At 61.1% G+C, this 18,322-nt stretch carries 21 protein-coding genes; 12 read left to right on the top strand and 9 right to left on the bottom strand.

Annotation, left to right across the window (positions count from 1 at the left end):
- A partial coding sequence (locus ACP151_RS20145; RefSeq protein ID WP_424979233.1) for a transposase occupies positions 1 to 247 on the bottom strand: 247 nt, incomplete at its 3' end.
- A 304-nt stretch (positions 248 to 551) separates the two neighbouring features.
- Between ACP151_RS20145 and ACP151_RS20140 the strand changes: the two genes are divergently transcribed.
- Positions 552 to 1,403: a 2-dehydro-3-deoxygalactonokinase gene (locus ACP151_RS20140; protein ID WP_424980640.1), complete on the top strand. Its 852-nt coding sequence runs from the start codon at positions 552 to 554 to the stop codon at positions 1,401 to 1,403.
- Positions 1,404 to 1,549: 146 nt separating this feature from the next.
- On the opposite strand, the gene ACP151_RS20135 is transcribed toward ACP151_RS20140, so the two are convergent.
- Positions 1,550 to 2,359 (bottom strand): TIGR03084 family metal-binding protein, encoded by an 810-nt coding sequence (locus tag ACP151_RS20135; protein WP_424980639.1) that lies wholly within the window; start codon positions 2,357 to 2,359, stop codon positions 1,550 to 1,552.
- Positions 2,360 to 2,459: 100 nt separating this feature from the next.
- Positions 2,460 to 3,578 carry a THUMP domain-containing class I SAM-dependent RNA methyltransferase gene (locus ACP151_RS20130; protein WP_424980638.1) on the bottom strand — a complete coding sequence of 373 codons (1,119 nt, stop codon included), beginning with the start codon at positions 3,576 to 3,578 and terminating at the stop codon, positions 2,460 to 2,462.
- A gap of 278 nt (positions 3,579 to 3,856) precedes the next feature.
- Here ACP151_RS20130 and ACP151_RS20125 point away from each other — a divergent pair, with 278 nt between their 5' ends.
- The 9 genes from ACP151_RS20125 (at position 3,857) to ACP151_RS20085 (ending at position 12,393) form a co-directional block, all read left to right on the top strand.
- Positions 3,857 to 5,590 (top strand): ABC transporter substrate-binding protein, encoded by a 1,734-nt coding sequence (locus ACP151_RS20125; protein ID WP_424980637.1) that lies wholly within the window; start codon positions 3,857 to 3,859, stop codon positions 5,588 to 5,590.
- 157 nt (positions 5,591 to 5,747) lie between these two features.
- Positions 5,748 to 6,824 carry an ABC transporter ATP-binding protein gene (locus ACP151_RS20120; protein ID WP_424980636.1) on the top strand — a complete coding sequence of 359 codons (1,077 nt, stop codon included), beginning with the start codon at positions 5,748 to 5,750 and terminating at the stop codon, positions 6,822 to 6,824.
- 7 nt (positions 6,825 to 6,831) lie between these two features.
- A complete protein-coding gene (locus ACP151_RS20115; RefSeq protein ID WP_424980635.1) occupies positions 6,832 to 7,926 on the top strand; it encodes an ABC transporter ATP-binding protein in 1,095 nt (364 codons plus the stop codon).
- Complete coding sequence (locus tag ACP151_RS20110) at positions 7,926 to 8,789, top strand: carbohydrate ABC transporter permease (RefSeq protein ID WP_424980634.1); 864 nt, start codon at positions 7,926 to 7,928, stop codon at positions 8,787 to 8,789. The genes ACP151_RS20115 and ACP151_RS20110 overlap by 1 nt, the downstream gene beginning before the upstream one ends.
- 13 nt (positions 8,790 to 8,802) lie before the next feature.
- The gene (locus ACP151_RS20105; protein WP_424980633.1) at positions 8,803 to 9,600 is read left to right on the top strand and encodes a carbohydrate ABC transporter permease; all 798 of its coding nucleotides are present in this window, start codon (positions 8,803 to 8,805) and stop codon (positions 9,598 to 9,600) included.
- Positions 9,601 to 9,879: a DUF2160 domain-containing protein gene (locus ACP151_RS20100; protein ID WP_424980632.1), complete on the top strand. Its 279-nt coding sequence runs from the start codon at positions 9,601 to 9,603 to the stop codon at positions 9,877 to 9,879.
- A 298-nt stretch (positions 9,880 to 10,177) separates the two neighbouring features.
- The gene (locus tag ACP151_RS20095) at positions 10,178 to 10,594 is read left to right on the top strand and encodes a BlaI/MecI/CopY family transcriptional regulator (protein ID WP_424980631.1); all 417 of its coding nucleotides are present in this window, start codon (positions 10,178 to 10,180) and stop codon (positions 10,592 to 10,594) included.
- Positions 10,584 to 11,726 carry a M56 family metallopeptidase gene (locus ACP151_RS20090; protein ID WP_424980630.1) on the top strand — a complete coding sequence of 381 codons (1,143 nt, stop codon included), beginning with the start codon at positions 10,584 to 10,586 and terminating at the stop codon, positions 11,724 to 11,726. The genes ACP151_RS20095 and ACP151_RS20090 overlap by 11 nt, the downstream gene beginning before the upstream one ends.
- 418 nt (positions 11,727 to 12,144) lie before the next feature.
- Complete coding sequence (locus ACP151_RS20085; RefSeq protein WP_424980629.1) at positions 12,145 to 12,393, top strand: EF-hand domain-containing protein; 249 nt, start codon at positions 12,145 to 12,147, stop codon at positions 12,391 to 12,393.
- A gap of 115 nt (positions 12,394 to 12,508) precedes the next feature.
- Here the strand turns inward: ACP151_RS20085 and ACP151_RS20080 are convergent, their stop codons facing one another.
- The 6 genes from ACP151_RS20080 to ACP151_RS20055 are packed head-to-tail and all read right to left on the bottom strand — an operon-like array spanning position 12,509 to position 17,398.
- Positions 12,509 to 12,733, bottom strand: coding sequence for an NnrT protein (locus ACP151_RS20080; RefSeq protein WP_424980628.1), 225 nt, complete (start codon positions 12,731 to 12,733; stop codon positions 12,509 to 12,511).
- The gene (locus ACP151_RS20075) at positions 12,730 to 12,903 is read right to left on the bottom strand and encodes a hypothetical protein (RefSeq protein WP_424980627.1); all 174 of its coding nucleotides are present in this window, start codon (positions 12,901 to 12,903) and stop codon (positions 12,730 to 12,732) included. The genes ACP151_RS20080 and ACP151_RS20075 overlap by 4 nt, the downstream gene beginning before the upstream one ends.
- A gap of 6 nt (positions 12,904 to 12,909) precedes the next feature.
- Entirely contained in the window at positions 12,910 to 14,787 is a 1,878-nt protein-coding gene (locus ACP151_RS20070; RefSeq protein ID WP_424980626.1) for a nitric oxide reductase activation protein NorD, read from the bottom strand.
- Positions 14,788 to 14,791: 4 nt separating this feature from the next.
- Complete coding sequence (locus ACP151_RS20065; RefSeq protein ID WP_424980625.1) at positions 14,792 to 15,586, bottom strand: CbbQ/NirQ/NorQ/GpvN family protein; 795 nt, start codon at positions 15,584 to 15,586, stop codon at positions 14,792 to 14,794.
- Positions 15,587 to 15,589: 3 nt separating this feature from the next.
- On the bottom strand, positions 15,590 to 16,933 hold the full coding sequence (locus ACP151_RS20060; RefSeq protein WP_424980624.1) for a cbb3-type cytochrome c oxidase subunit I: 1,344 nt from the start codon (positions 16,931 to 16,933) through the stop codon (positions 15,590 to 15,592).
- A 12-nt stretch (positions 16,934 to 16,945) separates the two neighbouring features.
- Positions 16,946 to 17,398 (bottom strand): c-type cytochrome, encoded by a 453-nt coding sequence (locus ACP151_RS20055; RefSeq protein ID WP_424980623.1) that lies wholly within the window; start codon positions 17,396 to 17,398, stop codon positions 16,946 to 16,948.
- Between the two features lie 122 nt (positions 17,399 to 17,520).
- On the opposite strand from ACP151_RS20055, the gene ACP151_RS20050 reads away from it, so the two are divergent.
- Entirely contained in the window at positions 17,521 to 17,730 is a 210-nt protein-coding gene (locus ACP151_RS20050; protein WP_424980622.1) for a hypothetical protein, read from the top strand.
- A gap of 337 nt (positions 17,731 to 18,067) precedes the next feature.
- Positions 18,068 to 18,322 (top strand): transposase (locus ACP151_RS20045; RefSeq protein ID WP_424978662.1); only part of this gene is annotated, 255 nt, incomplete at its 3' end.

Raw genomic sequence — 18,322 nt, 5'->3', positions numbered from 1 at the left:
TCTTCAGCAGGCTCGCAACCATACCGGACGTTTGCCGCAATGGCAGGCCGAACAACACCTTCACACTAAGGCAGAACTGGATGGCCGCATCGGAGAAGGTCTCCGGTCGTCCGCGTTTGCCGCATCGCTCGGCGAACCAGGTCATGTCGCGGTCAAACCAGACCAGCAGAGAGCCGCGCTTTCGAAGTGATGCGTTATAGTTGGACCAGTTCGTTGTTCGATAGCGGGAAGAGGCAGGCTTCGGCATGCCGCCGATCTAACCTACGGGATTCGCAAAGTGAATCCTCTACGGCCTTTGTGCAACAACGCCGACAACTCCCCATAATCAGCAATCGCTTAGCCATATGGTGGCCCAGACCATTGTATCCGCATTGCCCAGCGGGCCGGGCAGGATCGCAGACCGTTTCTGCACCATCGCCGATCCATAAAAGAGCGTGGCAGGGGCATACCTCCTGCCCTCTTTAACGCAGAACGAAGACAGGCCGCGCCCTTGCCCGAAGGTCGAAACACCGCCATAAGCCGACCAACACCATAGCAAGGAAAGTGAGGGCATGATGCAGCCCCCTGACAGCGGCACCAGCTGGCTGGCCGCCAATCTGGACGGAAACATGCTGACTGCATGGAGTGTGACCGGCGGCGCCGCAACTCCGGCACAGGTTCTGCAGCTGCCGGACAACAGCCCGGCTGCGCTGGCTGAAAGCCTGCGCCAGCTGCGGACAGGCGAACAGCAGCCGGTTTTATTGGGCGGCAGCACCTTGGCGCCGCTCCAGAAAGTTCCGGCTGCCCCTGCAAGGCTGGCTCCGGCGCCAGTTTCGCAGGGCGGCCTGAACATTCATGCGCTGCCAGGGCTGGCCCAGTCCGCGCCCGTCGGGATGATCCTGGGGGCCACTGCCCGGCTCCGCGGATTTCTGCAGCTGAACCCGGACTGGGATGGCGTGGTCTGCCTGCCGGGCAGCACCGTGACCCATTGGGTTCAAATCAGCGCCAAAGAAGCCGTCAGTTTTCAAAGTGCGCTGACCGGGCAGTTGGCGGCAGCAATTGCCCAACCGATGCTACTGGAGGCCATCGGCGGTTTCAGCAAGACGGCGCTGGCGGAAGCCGCTGCAGACAGCGTTGCCAAACCGGAGTTGCTGGCCGGGCGACTGGCAGCACTCCAGGCTGGCGTGTCGCTTGGCCAGATCCCTGCAGAGACCGCACGCGGGCGGCTTTGGGGGCTCTTGCTGGGGGCAGAGCTGGCTGCAGCGCGCCCCTATTGGCTTGGACAGAACCTTGCATTGGTGGCCGAAGCCCCGCTGCAACCGCTGTATGCCGCGGCGCTGGAGGCCCAAGGCCTGCCGGTTACGACAGCAGACCCGCTTCGCATGACATTGGAAGGGCTGCGCAGGGCCTGGTCCCCGGCCTGATCACCGCATCCGAATGCCTCCTGACACCGGCGAGCCACATTAGGAAGACCGACGGCGTATGCCTGCGTCTGCAAATTCCCAGGACAGTACCCTGCTTTTTTTGACAGCCTGGGTCACAGCACTGCGGTCCGTTGCCTGTTGCTGTTCTACTGATCTGCCGGGTCAGTCCTGAAGCGCGCCCCTTTGGCAGGCGGTGTTTCGGGCGGACCGGCAAAGCACTGGGCGATACGCATCCAGCTTTCCGCAGCTGCGCCGGAAACCTGCAGGCTGGTGTCGTCGATGCTGCGCACCTGGGTGACCACCTGGGCAAACTCCACTGCCCGCCCTTTGACGCAGACCGCGCTCTGCGGCGCATTCCATTCCCAAACCACCCCGGACGGTGCGGTCAACTGAACAAATGGCGCAGGCTCCGGCGCCTCCAGTGCACGGTTGCGGAAACTCCATCCATAGGTCACCACCCCGAGGTGCGCGATGTTGCGGATACGGTCCTGTTCCTGCCGTTCTTCCGCCAGCAGATCAAACACTTCCTGACCGTGCGCCCAGGTTTCCATCTGCCGCGCAGTGATAGCGCTGAGCGCACTCATGTCCGGACCGATCCATTTCAGGCGTGCCTTGGGATCTGCCGCTGCAAAAGCATCGGCGCAGCGTTCTGCTCCCGCCAACCAGCCGTCGAACAACGCCCGGCCGCTTAGACCGTTCAGCCAGGGAAACTGACACGCCAGTATCGAGCGCCCCGCCTGCATGTCGCGCTGAACGGGCGCCATGAAGGCATCAAAGGCCTCCGCGCCCTGCAGCGATGCCTGAGCCGCGGCGTTGAACAGATGCAAATGGCCCAGCACATGATCAATCGTCCAGCCTTTGAACTGGGTTTCGCAATGGAACTCCGCCTCTGGCAAGTCTTGAAGGATAGCTGCCAGGGCCCGGCTCTCAGCCCGGAAATCTTCAGCCTGCTGCATCTCCCCTCCTGTTTTGTCGCGCCACAGAGGTTAGCCAGGCATCACACCGCGTGGAAACCCGGACGGCACGTCACATGGGCCGCCGACGGCACCTGCCGCCTCAGGGCAGCGGGTCCGTTTTGAACAGGCGGATTTTCAGCCCGCCATGGGCCACTGGCGCGCCAAAGGGCAAAAACGGCAGGTTGGTAGCTTTGGCCAGAGAGGTTTCCGAGGTGACGATGCCCACACGCCAGCCGGAAAACCGTTCCATCAGCACCTGCCCCAAAGCACCATAAAGCGCATAGAGCAGTTTCTTGTTGCCGATCCGGGCGCCGTAGGGCGGGTTGACGATCACCAGACCGGGCGGGCCCTCCGGTCGCTGCAAATCGCTGACGGCAGCCTGGGTAAATTGGGTGATATCCGCAACGCTGGCACGTTCGGCATTGGCGCTGGACATCTCCACGGCGCCTGTGTTGCGGTCGGAGCCATAGAACAAAAGATCTGTCTCCTGCACTGCGCCCGTCTGCTTCAGTTCTTCCCATGCCGCCGCGTCAAACGTGGCGAGATTTTCAAACGCAAAGCGTCGGCTACGGCCCGGCAACAGCGCCTTGGCGATCTCAGCGGCCTCGATCACGAAAGTACCTGAGCCGCACATCGGGTCCACGACCGGCTCCCTGCCGTCGAACCCGCATTCGCGCAGGAACAGGGCGGCCAGGTTCTCGCGCATGGGCGCCTTGCCGACCGCGGATTTATGGCCGCGCTTGTGCAACCCCTCGCCCGAAGTGTCGACGCTGAAGACGCACAGATTGTCTTCGATGCGAAGCTTCACAGTCAGCTCTGCGTCTTTGGTCACCGGCGCGCCAAGGGTTTCGGAAATTGCCTTTTCCACCCGCTGGGCAGCGGCGCCGGCGTGATAGATCTTGGACTTCTTGTTGGTCGCAACCTCCACTTTTACCGGTACATCCGGGCGCAGCACGTCACCCCAGGGAAACTTGCGCGACCGCTTGTCGAGCTGGGCCAGATGGAAGGCCCGGAATTCGCCAATCCTGGCCAGAACCCGTGCGGCGCCACGCACCGACAGGTTGGCCCGCCAGACATCCACCCAGCCCCCCTGCACCGTAACCCCGCCAGGAACCGCCTTGGGCGCGGCAAAGCCCAGTTCCTTGGCCTCGGCCAGCAGCGCCTGTTCCAGTCCCGGCGCTGCGGTCAGGAAAATCTCAAAAGTGTCATTCTGCGTCATGCCGCCCTCCTTAGACGCAAAGCCTGCGCACGGCGACTGTTTTTTCCGATCCCGCCAGGGAAGAGTTTTCCGTCACGTCACAACCGGGAATGCTGCATTGCGGCACGGCCTCTGAACGGACAATTCTCCCGCAAACACGTTGAATACACCAATTTTTTCAACTACATATCCATTACTAAATTTTTAGTTTGACAACATATTCCAACCTATGAAAGCTCTATGCCAGTCAGGTGCAGCCAATGCGCAGCTGGCCTCAAGAGACTTTCAGGGAGGAAGAGATGCGTAAGTATCTTCTCTCCGCAGCAGCCGTTTGCGCGGTGGTTGCGGGATCAATTGGCTATGCCGACGAAATGGCGGCCAAAAAATGGATTGATGAAGAATTCCAGCCGTCGGTCCTGACCAAAGATGAACAGCTTTCGGAAATGCAGTGGTTCATCAAGGCCGCCGAACCTTACAAAGGCATGGAAATCAACGTGCTGTCGGAAGGCATTCCGACGCATTCCTATGAATCCGAAGTGCTGACCAAGGCGTTTGAGGAGATCACCGGCATCAAGGTGAACCATCAGATCCTCGGCGAGGGCGAAGTGGTTCAGGCCGTGCAGACTCAGATGCAGACCAAGCGGAACCTTTATGACGGCTACGTCAATGACTCCGACCTGATCGGCACCCACTCGCGCCTGCAGCTGGCCTATAACCTGACCGACATGATGGCAGGCGACTTCAAGGATGTGACCAATCCGGGCCTCGACCTGGGTGACTTTATGGGCACCCAGTTCACCACCGGTCCGGACGGCGACCTGTACCAGCTGCCCGACCAGCAGTTCGCGAACCTCTACTGGTTCCGCAAGGACTGGTTTGACCGCGAAGACCTGCAGGCCGCGTTCAAGGAAAAATACGGCTATGATCTGGGGGTGCCGGTCAACTGGTCCGCCTATGAGGACATCGCCGAATTCTTCAGCGAGCAGGTAAAGGAAATCGACGGCACCGCGATCTATGGCCACATGGATTACGGCAAGCGTGCGCCGGATCTTGGCTGGCGGATGACTGATGCCTGGCTGTCGATGGCAGGCGCCGGCTCTAAAGGCGAGCCGAACGGCGTGCCGATCGATGAATGGGGCATCCGCATGGAAGCCGGCACTTGCAACCCGCAAGGCGCCAGCGTCAGCCGCGGCGGTGCTGCCAACGGTCCGGCGGCGGTCTATGCGATCCGCAAATGGGACGAATGGCTGCGCAAATACGCCCCCCCGGGTGCCGCATCCTATGACTTCTACCAATCGCTGCCGGCCCTGGCACAGGGCAACGTGGCGCAGCAGATCTTCTGGTACACTGCATTCACCGCCGACATGGTCAAGCCGCAGTCCGAAGGCAACAACACTGTCGACGCCGAAGGCACCCCGCTGTGGCGGATGGCGCCCAGCCCGCACGGCCCCTATTGGGAAAAAGGCCAGAAGGTCGGCTATCAGGACGTGGGCTCCTGGACATTCCTGAAATCCACGCCCGTCGACCGCGCGCAGGCGGCCTGGCTTTATGCCCAGTTCGTTGTGTCGAAAACCGTGGACGTGAAGAAATCCCATGTGGGTCTGACCTTCATCCGCGACAGCTCGATCAACCACGAAAGCTTCTCTGAGCGCGCACCGAAACTGGGCGGCCTGGTCGAGTTCTACCGCTCGCCCGACCGCGTGGCATGGTCGCCGACAGGCGTGAACGTGCCTGACTATCCGAAGCTGGCCCAGATCTGGTGGCAGCAGATCGGTGACGTCAACTCCGGCGCCTTCACTCCGCAGGAGGCGATGAACCGCTTGGCTGAGGAAATGGACATCACCATGGCCCGTATGCAGCGCGCAGATGAACAGGCCGGCGTCTATGGCGGCTGCGGCCCGCGCCTGAACGAGGAAAAGGACGCGGAATGGTGGTATGCCAATGGCGGCGCCAAGCCGCCGCTGGAGAACGAGAAACCCGCTGGCCAGACCGTCAACTATGACGAACTGGTGGCCCGCTGGGCAACTCAGTAAGCCACTCCTCCCGGTCCGGCCAGCGATCCCCATCATCTGGCCGGGCTTGTCAGGGCCCCGGAAGACTCTTTCCCGTCATCCGGGGCCGTTTCCCCCAAGATACCGCGTGCGCCTGCCCTGCGCACAAACAGGCCGCCTGCCGGAAAGTCAAAGCAAGATGGCACTCGTACTAAAAGACGTGACCAAGCGCGTCGGCGCCATTCAGCACATCAAGGAAACCTCGCTGCTGCTGGAACCCGGTCACTTCAACGTCCTCCTGGGCGCCACCGGCTCAGGCAAGACTTCTCTGATCAAACTGATGGCGGGCCTCGACCCGATGGCCAGCGGCCAGGTGCTGATGGATGGCGTGGATGTCAGCCGTCTCAGCACTCAGAAGCGCAACATCAGCCTGGTGCATCAGTTCTTCATCAACTACCCGCATATGACGGTTTTCGAGAACATCGCCTCGCCGCTGAAAGTTGCCGGGATGGCGAAGTCGGAAATCGCAGACCGTGTCGAGGAAGCCGCCGCAATCCTGCAGCTGAAGCCGATGCTGCACCGCCGCCCGCATGAGCTGTCCGGCGGCCAGCAGCAGCGCTGCGCGCTGGCCCGCGCAATCGCCAAGGAAAGCCGCGCAGTGTTCCTGGATGAGCCGCTGGCCAATCTCGACTACAAGCTGCGCGAAGAACTGCGCGACCAGCTGCCCGAACTGTTCGCAGGCCGCGGCGCAGTGGTGGTCTATGCCACCTCCGAACCGGAAGAGGCGCTGCTGCTGGGCGGCAAGACTGCGCTGATGCGCGACGGGCGTGTCACTCAGTTCGGCGCCACCGCCGAGATCTACCGCAACCCCGGAAATATTGATGCGGCACGGGTGTTCTCCGACCCGCCGATCAACACCGCCAGGATCATCAAGCAGGGCAGCATGGCCCGCCTTGGCGCAGGCGTCACCTGGGAGCTGAGCGGCAGTGCAGCGACCCTCAGCGATGGCAGCTACACCATCGCGGTCCGCCCCCACCACGTGCTTCCCGTCGCCCGCGACAGCGCCAAAGTGCAGCTGTCGGGCCGGGTTCAGGTCACCGAACTCTCCGGCTCCGAAAGCTCGGCCCATTTCGACATGGGCACAGGATCGGACACCGGCAGTTGGGTCTCGCTGGCCCATGGCGTCCACCCCTACCGTGTGGGTGAGCTGCACGACTTTTACATGGACCCTGCGCAGGCATATTTCTTTGCCCCCGACGGCAGCCGCGCGGCATGAGGCATCAATGGCTAAAATAACACTCTCAAAACTGCGCCACAGCTATCTTTCGACGCCAAAATCCGACTCGGACTATGCGCTGCAGGAAATCGATCTGGATTGGAACGATGGCGGCGCTTATGCGCTGCTCGGCCCCTCGGGCTGCGGCAAATCCACCCTCTTGAACATCATATCCGGCCTGCTGGTGCCGTCGGAGGGCAAGATCCTGTTTGACGGCCAGGACGTAACCGCCTTGCCCCCGGATCAGCGCAACATTGCCCAAGTGTTCCAGTTCCCGGTGATCTACGACACCATGACGGTCTACGACAATCTGGCCTTCCCGCTGCGCAATCGCGGCCGGGATGAGGCAACTGTGCGCCAGCGGGTGATGGCCATTGCCGAAATGCTCGAGGTCACAGATATGCTGGACCAAAAGGCGGCCGGCCTGTCGCCTGACAACAAGCAGAAGATCTCCATGGGCCGCGGGCTGGTGCGCGAAGACGTGAACGTGGTGATGTTCGACGAACCGCTCACTGTGATCGATCCGCATCTGAAGTGGAAACTGCGGAGCAAGCTGAAAGAGCTGCACCAGCGTGTGAAGGCGACGATGATCTACGTCACCCACGACCAGACCGAAGCGCTCACCTTCGCTGAACAGGTGGTGGTGATGCAGCTGGGCGAGGTGGTGCAGATCGGCACGCCCGTCGAACTGTTCGAACGCCCCGCCCATACCTTCGTTGGTCATTTCATCGGCTCGCCGGGCATGAACATTCTACCTTGCACGCTGCAGCACGGCGCCGCAGTTTTTGCTGGCCAAGCCATTCCGCTGGAGGGCCCCATTCAGGGTGAGGCTGGAGGCCAAAGCGAAATTGGCATCCGTCCGGAATTCGTCTCCTTGGCGGATCACGGCGTGCCCGCCACAGTCACCAAGGTCTCAGATGTTGGCCGCCATACGGTTGTCCAATGCGAGGCCGGCCGCTGCCGTATCAACGCCGTCACCGAAGGCGGCGCCCCGGCAAAAGGCAGTTCCGTGCATCTGGCCTTCCGCCAGGACATGACTCGGCTTTATGTGGATGGCTGGATTGCCACCGCCCCCGCTGCAGACAAACAAGGAGCGGCCTGATGAAAACCGAAAACCAGAAAGCCTGGTTCTTTGTGCTTCCAGTGCTGCTGCTGGTCGCCTTCAACGCGCTTATTCCGATGATGACGGTGGTCAATTATTCGGTGCAAGAGACCTTTGGCGACAACGTGTTCTTCTGGCAGGGGCTGGATTGGTTCCAGCAAATCCTGCGGTCTGACCGCTTCCATGCAGCGCTTGGTCGCCAGTTCCTGTTCACCTTTCTGATCCTGATCATTGAAGTGCCCCTGGGCATTGCCATTGCGCTGTCGATGCCGCGCAGCGGTTTCTGGGTGCCGGTGTGCCTGGTGCTGATGGCATTGCCGATGCTGATCCCGTGGAACGTGGTGGGCGCGATGTGGAACATCTTTACCCTGCCCGACATCGGCCTCTTGGGCTATTTTCTGAACCACGTTCTGGGCATCAATTATGACATGACCCAGGACCCCATTGCGGCCTGGGTCACCATTGTCACCATGGACGTCTGGCACTGGACTTCGCTGGTGGTACTGCTGGCCTATGCGGGGCTGGTGTCGATCCCCGACGCCTATTACCAGGCGGCCAAGATCGATGGTGCTTCCAACTGGGCGGTGTTCCGCTTCATCCAGCTGCCCAAGATGAAGACGGTGCTGACCATCGCCATCCTGCTGCGCTTTATGGACAGTTTCAACATCTACACCGAGCCCTTCGTGCTCACCGGTGGCGGCCCCGGCAACTCCACCACGCTGTTGTCAATTGACCTGGTGAAAATCGCACTTGGCCAATTCGACCTTGGCCCCGCTGCCGCCATGTCGCTCATCTATTTCGCAATCACCCTGTTGGTCAGCTGGCTGTTCTACACGCTGATGACCAAAGACGACCTGAACTAAGGGAGGGATCAAGATGCAGAAACGGTCCATCGTCCCCATCGTCTATATCCTGTTCCTGATGCTACCGATCTACTGGCTGGTGGCCATGAGCTTCAAGACGACCAATGAAATCCTGTCGGGCTTCTCGCTGTTCCCGCAGAGCTTCACACTGGAGAATTACGCCACCATCTTCACCGATCCCAGCTGGTACTGGGGCTATATCAACTCGATCCTCTATGTGACGATCAACACGGTGATCTCGGTGGCGGTGGCGCTGCCGGCGGCTTATGCCTTTAGCCGCTACCGATTTCTCGGCGACAAACAGTTGTTCTTCTGGCTGTTGACCAACCGGATGGCCCCGGCTGCGGTGTTTGCGCTGCCGTTCTTCCAGCTCTACTCGGCAGTGGAGCTGTTCGATACCCATCTCGCCGTCGCCCTGGCGCATTGCCTGTTCAACATTCCGCTGGCGGTCTGGATTCTCGAAGGTTTCATGGGCGGCGTGCCCAAGGAGCTGGACGAAACCGCCTTTGTCGACGGCTATTCTTTCCCGCGCTTCTTTGCGACGATCTTTGTGCCGTCGATCAAGGCAGGCGTGGGCGTGGCGGCGTTCTTTTGCTTCATGTTCTCCTGGGTGGAGCTCTTGCTGGCCAAGACCCTGACCGCTGTCGCTGCCAAGCCGATTGCCGCCACCATGACCAAAACCGCGTCTTCCGCGGGCTATGAACTTGGACTCTTGGCAGCCGCAGGCACTCTGACCATCATTCCAGGCGCCATCGTGATCTGGTTTGTCCGCAATTACATCGCGAAAGGTTTCGCGATGGGGAGGGTTTAAATGCTTTCATGGATGGCCTGGACCTGGCCCACTGCCCTGGTGTTCATCGGTATTTTCAGCGCTATCGGTGTGCTGATCATCGCCGAAATCCGCCACCCCGGCGGCGCGGTCCGCAAGGGCGTGCTTGGCCTCACCACCACCCGCGGCGACCGGCTGTTCATCAGCCTCCTGGGTACGTCCTACATCTTCCTGGCCTGGCTGGGCCTGGTGGGGATGCCGCTCTGGTGGCCGCTTGGCCTGTCGATTGCCTGGGGCATCTTCTGCTTCTGGAAAGTCTGACTGTCCTTCGGGTCAAGGGGGCCAGCGGCCCCGCCGCAGGCGGCTTGCCCTTGACGCGACCCGCCAAAACAAAATCCGAACAGGCCTTGAAGGCAATTCTGCCCTTCAAGGCCATCTCAGCAAAAATTCAAACACCCACCCGAAGCGCCACAATCAAGATGACATATCCCCCCGCAACCTGCTGCAAGGACTCGCGCGGTAGCGCACATTTTGACAACAAAACCCCAGCCGCCACGCATCATCTAAAAAAATAGTTTTCACGGAAGCCTGCTTCCCCTAGCATGACTGGAACAATCCTATGAGCCGGACAGCCAAGGCGATGCGCAAAAAACAGGACAATTCCCTTCTGACAGAAGTCGAACTGGAATTCATGACCGTTGTCTGGGACATGGGCGGTGGCACCGTGCGCGATATCCTGGCGCAGCTGAACAAGGCGCAGGAACGTGCCTACACCTCAGTGGCCACGGTTCTCAAGATCATGGAACAAAAGGGCTTTCTCAGCAGTGAGCGCAGGGATCGCTCTCTGGTGTACCGTCCCGCCGTTCCCAAGGCAGAGTATCAGAAAACATCTCTGAAAAACCTTTCGAGCAAGCTTTTCAACGGCGCGCCCGCCGCCTTGGTGGCGCGGCTGGTCGATGATGAGGATGTGACCGACGAGATGCTCGAGGAGATGCGGGCGCTCTTGGAGGAAAGGCTGGGGGACAATGCCAACTGATGTTCTGCTGAATGCCTATATTGATCTGAATATCCTGCTGCTGGCAGGTGCCGCGCTTTGGATCGGCGCGCGCAGGCTGCTGGGACGCAGCAAACTGGGCCGCGCTTACCAGCCGCAGCTGCGGCTGCTCAATGGAATGACGGTTCTTCTGGCCGCCTGCCCGGTGCTGATCCTTGCTTTCACCCATTTTGTCATCGCCCATCCGCCGAATTTTTCCGACATGCTGGTCTCGCAGTATCTACAAGGCCATGTGAATATGAGCGCGGGTGAATTCGAAGCCCTGCTTGGCCTGCGCGAGGACGCCGTGCGCGGCCTGACCACGTTGCAGCCGCTTTGGGCACAGACCCTTGCGGCCGCTTTTGCAACAGGCGGTGCAGTCTGCCTGGCTCATGTGGCTGTTTCGGTGTTCCGCCTGCGCCAAAATCTTGCATCTGCCTTTCTCTGGAAACGCATCGGGTCGGTGCAGTTGATGGTCTCAGATACGGTCCGGGTGGCCTATTCCACCCGTGGGCTAAGCCGCCGATATGTCGTACTGCCAGCTGCCCTGCTGAATGATCCCCGCGACTTGCGCCTGACCATTGCCCATGAGCTGCAGCATTTCCGTCAGCGCGATATCGAATGCGAATTCCTGCTGGAGATGCTGCGACCGCTGTTGTTCTGGAACCCCGCCTTCTACCTGTGGCGGCGCGAAGTGCGGCTGTTGCGCGAGTTCGCCTGCGACCAGGCGCTGATGGCACGGCCGGATTTTGATGTCCGCGCCTATTGCGAATGCCTGATCCGTGCCTGCGCCCATGCCGCCCGCAGCCCCGCGATGTTCACCCGCCGCAGCCCGGCAGTGGCGCTGGTCGACCGCCGTGAAACCCGCCGCGGGGCCTCTTTGCAGCGGCGCATCCTTGCTGTGACAGCTGCGCAACCCCAAGGCCCGAATTCGCTTGGCTGGGGAGTCGTCTCGCTTGCAATGGCCGGGGTGGTGCTGGCGACAGCGATGCTGCTGCAACGGCCCAGTGACTGGAGCCATGACCGCATCATGCTGTCGACAATCGTGAACTTGGAACGCATGGCCAGCCGCAACACCGCACCCGAATTGGCGATCAGCGCTCTGAACAGCGGCTTTGCAGTCTCCTCGCAGTAAGCCTCAGGCCACCAGCAACCGGCCACCGGCCGACTTGACACATCGGCAGTCAAACTGGCCTGCGCACCCAAGGTCTGCTCCGACCGTGGAACCTTCCCCATCCACCTTCGACTCACCTGCCCCCTGACCTTTGGTGTTTCCGGTCGCCTCCTGTGTGACAGCATCCGCTCTCAGAAAACCCACAAGCACGGGCAAAACTCCGCAAAGCTGGCCCCGCAGCATGAGCGGAGAAAGGACCAGCAGAGTGTCACAGCGGCAATGTGCCGGGCAAACCAGACTGTGCCGGCAACCGTGTGCCTGAACCGGCCTTGCAGTCGCAGGATCATGGCAGTCGGCACCAGCCCGGTCCAACACTGGGGCACGGCACGCATAACACTGCGGCCGCAGGAAGACCCGAACCAAAAATGGAGTGTCTCACATGAAAAACCACGCATTCTCCGCCGCAGCACTTGCTGCCCTGATCGCATCTCCGCTGGCGGCGATGGAACCCATCACCCAAGCCGATACTGACGGCAACGGCACCTATTCGCTGGCAGAGCTGCAGGCGGCGTTTCCCGATCTGACAGAAGAAACCTTTGCAACCATCGACGCCAATGCCGACGGCGAGGCGGATCTGGCTGAGGTGACGGCAGCGGAGGAAGCTGGCCTGTTGCCCACGGCCGGCTGATCCCGCGGCAAGGCGGCGCCCCCCGAAAAATCAGCCGCCTTGCCACATTTGGCCCTCTCAGATTTTCGCGCTGCAAAGCCCCGCAGCGCAGGGCTTTTGATTGTGTCAACTTACCTTAGCTGCCGTCGGCCTGCCGTTTCAGCCTCTCGATATGGCGGGCGAAAATATACGTCGCAGGCATGCCCAGCAACAGCCCCCAGGCCACCGATTCATAAGGGCTCAGCACCCGCCAGCCGATCCAGCTGGCAATCAGCGAGGCGAAGAAGATATTGACCGCCGCAGCCCCCGCCCCGAACGGGTAGAGCGCGGCCAGCAATCGCCAGGAGGGCTGCAGTGTCATCTCCGGCTCACCAAGTATTGGACAAACCCCAAGCTGACGACCAGCGCGATGGAGCCGACCAGGAACCAGAATTCCGCCGTTTCGGTCTGCGGCTGCGGGATCGGGCGCTCAAATGCGGCGGCAAAGGCGCTGGTAGGCGCCAGCAGGGCCAGAGAAAGACTGCGTTTCATCTCAGTTCAGTGCTCCATGGTCAGAGATTGATAGATTTCCGGCAGAGCGCGCGGCAACCGGGCCGGGTCGGGCAGCAAAGTAAACCCCGCGCGCCCGAAGATCCGGGCAAACCAGTCCTGCCCGTCGGCGTCGATCACCACGCCATGCACCGACTGGCCCAGGCCGCGGGCCTCGCGCACCGCCATGCGACTGTCTTCGATGCCATGCACGCCTTCATAGTGGTCAAGATCGTTGGGTTTGCCATCAGTCAGCACCAAGAGCAGGCGCCGTTCAGAGCCCTCGTCGGCCAGCCGGGCAGAGGCATGACGGATGGCGGCGCCCAGCCGGGTGTAGTGGCCAGGCTTAAAGCCGCCGATGCGGGCGGTGACCGCCTCGGACATCGGGTCTTCAAACCCTTTGGCGCGGGTCAGAAAAACGCGGTCGCGACGCAGGGAGGAAAAGCCCCAGATGCCCAGGCGGTCGCCCGCGGTGGCAATGCCGCCGGCCAGGGCCGCCAGGGATTCGCGGGCGGTTTCGATCACCGGGCGGTCGCCGACCGTGGCCTCGGTCGAGCGGGAACAGTCCATCAGCACAGCCACGCTCAGGTCGCGGGCCATCGGGCGGCTGGCCTGCCAGACCCGGTCGCTGCCCTGCTGGCCGCAGGCCAGATCGACATGGGATTTCACCACCGCTTCCAGATCCAACTCGTCACCATCCAGCTGCCGCGGCAGCATCACCCGGCGCGGGTGCAGCGGCGCAAACTGGCGGCGCACCCGGGAAACCAGCCGCGGGTCGGGCTGGAAGCTGTCCGCGGGCTTACCTTCGGCCTCCAGCACGCAGGTATGGGCCGGCATGTGCTGGCCCAGCCGGTGGTTCCATTCGGGGTAAGTGAACTGCCCAGCCAGCCGTTCATGCTCGGCGTCCTGCGGCGACAAGTCCAGCGAGATCCGCAGCTTTGAGACCGCGCGCTTCATATGTTGCGAAAGGGTGAGGTTATCCTGATCCTCTGCCGCTTTCTGGGCATTTTCGTTGTCGTCGTCATCCACCATCCGGTTGATGTTCAGGCTTTCAGCCCAGGACAGGATGGATTCAAACCGGTGGACGATGAAGCTGTCCTTGCGCCTGGTTTGGTCCTGGTCCTGCCGCTTGGCTGTTTTGCGGGTGGAAACGGCAATGCCGGGGGTTTTCATCTCTTCCGCCTCAGGCGCTGCGCCCCTGCCTGCCTGAGGTACTGCCAAGCGCAGCCAGAAAGGCACCGGCTGATAGGTCCGGTATCCGAGCGGCGCGGTGCAGGTGCAGGGTTCGGCAACCCGGCAGTCAGAACCGATCTGATCCAGCACCATCCGTTCAATCCGCGCCTCAAACCGCGGCAGGCCGCTGTGCTTGCGGGTCTCGGCCATATGGGCGCAGAACGCCCCATAGGCAGACCGCAGACCCGGACAGGCGGCAAACACCTGATCCGCAGCGCGGGCGTTGGCCGAAATCTCCAGTTGATCAGCCTGATACCGGTCCTCATTGCGTTTCGGCAATTCGATCATGGCGGCCATCGCGGCCAGCCACAGATAGGCTTTGCGGTTCAGCGCCCGGCTGGGAAAGGCAGTCATTTCCGGCGGCAGGCGCAAGCGCTCACCGTCGAAGCTGGCCATATGCGCCATCTCCCGCGGAGTGCCGATGCGGCGCAGCCGGTTCGGGCGGTGGTCCGACAGCACCGCAGGCGCCACCTGGATTTCCACGCCCCCGGCCCCGCCCAGCGCCCGGAACAGCGCGGCCACACTGGCGCGCATGTCCTCAAACCGGACAGTGTGTACGGCCCCATCCCCGGCAGCGCCGATCCGTGTGGCCATGCCGTGCCACAGGTTGCCAACCGTTTCCTCGGGTTCCAGAAGGTCGAAAGCGTGGATCATCGCATCACCCGTAAACGCTGGCGGCAAGGTCGCGCAGCGCCTGGCTCACATCGGCTTCGTCGCTGAGAGGCTCGATGATGGCGGCCTCCACCGCGCGTTCAACACTCATGCCCTTGGCAATCAGCGTGGCGGCATAGATCAAGAGACGGGTGGACACGCCTTCCTCCAGCTCCATGCCCGACAGCTTGCGGATATGACCTGCCAGCCGCACCAGTGCCGCAGAGCGATCTGCGTCCAGCCCGCTTTCAGCCGCAACCACTGCGGTTTCGGCAGAGGCCTCAGGGAAGTCAAAGCCGATCGACAGGAACCGCTGCCGGGGCGAGGGCTTCAGCTTCTTCAGGATGTTCTGGTAGCCAGGGTTGTAGCTGGCGACCAGCATAAAGGGTTTGGGGGCTGACAGTTCTTCGCCTGTGCGGTCGATGACCAGGCGGCGGCGGTCGTCGGTCAAAGGGTGCAGCACCACGGCCACGTCCTTGCGGGCTTCGACCACCTCATCAAGGTAGCAGATGCCACCTTCGCGCACCGCGCGGGTCAGCGGGCCGTCAACCCAAACGGTTTCGCCCCCCTTTAGCAGGTAGCGCCCAATCAGATCGGCAGCGGACAGGTCGTCATGGCAGGCGACAGTGTGGAGGGGCAGCCCAAGCCGGGCTGCCATATGTTCCACGAACCGTGTCTTGCCGCAGCCGGTGGGCCCCTTCAGAAGAAGGGACAGACCGTTGGCTTGGGCCATTTCAAAGACGGTGCATTCATCGCCTGCGGGACGGTAGAAAGGCACGGACGGCGTGTTTATCGCATTCATGGCTTATTCTCCCGGTACGGCCGAGCGGCCCGGCTTGATGACTTCGCGGCGCACCACCACGGTTGCGTAGATGAACAGAAGTGCCCCCAGCACCACCACCACGCCAGATCCAAGACGCATCAGATAGAAGATGCCAAGCTGGTCCTGCACATCCATGTAGTAGTCGCCAACAATGCGCTGCATGTGGGTCTGGATGGTTCCGGCAAAGGTCAGCACAAAGGTCATAAAGGCCATGCCACCGGTCATCAGCCAGAAGGACGCCATGTTCAGCACCTGATTATAGGGGTCACGGTTCCTGAGCTGCGGCATCGCATAGGTGAACATGGCCAGGTTCATCGCCACATAGGCACCGTAGAAGGCCAGATGCCCGTGCGCCGCGGTGATCTGGGTGCCGTGGGTATAGAAGTTCACCCCGTGCAACGTGTGCAGGAAGCCCCAGACGCCGGCACCGAAGAAGGCAACGGTAGAAGCCCCCAGCGACCACAGCAGTGCCGCCTTGTTCGGGTGATTCTTGCGGCCCTTCCAGACCATGACAAAGGCAAAGCTCATCATTGCGAAGAAGGGGATCACTTCCAGGGTCGAAAAGATCGAACCGATCCACTGCCAGTAGCCGGGGGTGCCGATCCAGAAGAAGTGGTGGCCGGTACCAAGGATGCCGGAGAACAGGGCCAGCGCCACGATGACATAAAGCCATTTCTCCACCACTTCGCGGTCAACGCCAGTCAGCTTCAGCATCAGGTAGCCAAGGATCGCAGCCATAACCAGTTCCCAGGTGGCTTCCACCCACAGGTGGACAACAAACCACCAATACATCTTGTCGAGCGACAGGTTGTCGGGGTTGATAAAGGCAAAGATCCACAGCAGCGACAGCAGCCACAGCCCCATCAAGAGGATGTTGGTGATCGCAGTCTTGCGGCCCGCCAGCACGGTCAGCGAGATGTTCACCAGGAAGATCACCGCCGCAACCAGAATGCCGAACTTGACCCACAAGGGCTGCTCCAGGAATTCCCGCCCGCCGTGGATGCCGACGAGATACGAGCCGACCGCGCCCAAGGTGCCAACGACCAGAATGGCCAGCTGTATATAGGCAAGCTTCACTGAGAACAGCTCACGCTCGGATTCCTCGGGGATCAGGTAATAGGCGGCGCCAAAGAAGCCCAGCAGCAGCCAGACAATCAGTGCATTGGTGTGCAGCATCCGCACAATGTTGAATGGCAACAGCTCACTCAGCGTGTTGGGCCAGACATAGATCCAGCCCGCCAGCAGCCCGCCCAACACCTGAATGGCAAACAGGCCCATCGCGACCATGAAATAGGCATAGGCCACTTTTTGAGATTGATACTTCATTGTTTTTCTCCCTCAGCCTGCATCATTCGGCGGCCAGTTCTGGGTATCGGTCTGATCCGCCCAGCGCAGGAATTCGGACAAGGCCTTGGTCTCTTCGTCCGTCAGCTCGAAGAACGGCATCTGACGGCGCCCCTCAACGCCGGAAGGCTGTGATTTCATCCAGCCGTCCAGCATTTCATAGGCGCCTTCCGGATCGTCCAGCACACCCCAGCGCGTCATCACATTGCCCACCTCGGGTGCGAAATAGGCCCCTTCGCCGTGCAATGTGTGGCAGTTGATGCAGGAATGGCGTTCCCACACATGTTTGCCCAAACGCACCTCGTCGGTCAGCTCCATGCCAGCGGTGGATGTTTGGGTGATATAGCGGTGGCTGTGCGCGGTCATGGCCACGAACACGACGACGAAGAACAAGGAGCCCCCGTAGAACACGTTCCTGGCCCGCGACTTGGTAAGTATCTCTGACATATCGCGGTCCTGAGTACAGTTGCGGATGCTTTCTGCCTAACCCCGCGCACTGTCGGCGTTATTGTCCAAGCGCAAAGACCGCGCCCATTGCTGCACGCAAGATGCAGGAAAGGAGGAAGCCCATGCGCCGCCCCGATTTCGACGACCCTGACCTGCCGCTCGCGGAACTGTTCCATCGCTGGCCCGCCTGCGCTGGCAAGTTCATGGAGCAGCAGATGCTGTGTCCCGGCTGCCCCATCGCCCCCTTTCACACGGTTATTGATGCATGTGAGGAGTATGGGCTGGAGGAGATGGCATTTCGGGAAACCCTGAGAAATGTCCTGATCGTTTGAAGCGGGTTCTGACAGGTTGCTGACCCGCTCTGTTTCCGCCGGTTGTGATCCGTCAGAACAGCTTGGCCCGTTCTCTTAGTGCTACGGGCTTGCAGCGGATTTTTGCCTACAAAAGCTTCTATCGGTCAAATTCTCCCTGTTTCAGCAGCATCTGAGCGGACTAATCATTTTATTCTCATTTCACGAAACAGCGCGCTGCCAGAGGGGTGAAGTTCGACCAACCCTGCAGCTAATCCATTGTTTAAAAAATAATCCAATCACGGCTGCACAAGGCGGCGTTGTTGCACAAAGGCCGTAGAGGATTCACTTTGCGAATCCCGTAGGTTAGATCGGCGGCATGCCGAAGCCTGCCTCTTCCCGCTATCGAACAACGAACTGGTCCAACTATAACGCATCACTTCGAAAGCGCGGCTCTCTGCTGGTCTGGTTTGACCGCGACATGACCTGGTTCGCCGAGCGATGCGGCAAACGCGGACGACCGGAGACCTTCTCCGATGCGGCCATCCAGTTCTGCCTTAGTGTGAAGGTATTGTTCGGCCTGCCATTGCGGCAAACGTCCGGTATGGTTGCGAGCCTGCTGAAGATGGCGGGA

It is taken from the genome of Leisingera sp. S232 (genome assembly GCF_049800895.1).
Lineage (GTDB): Bacteria > Pseudomonadota > Alphaproteobacteria > Rhodobacterales > Rhodobacteraceae > Leisingera.
Note: the sequence above shows the minus strand (reverse complement) of the source record. Positions and strands in the feature narration are given on the sequence as shown.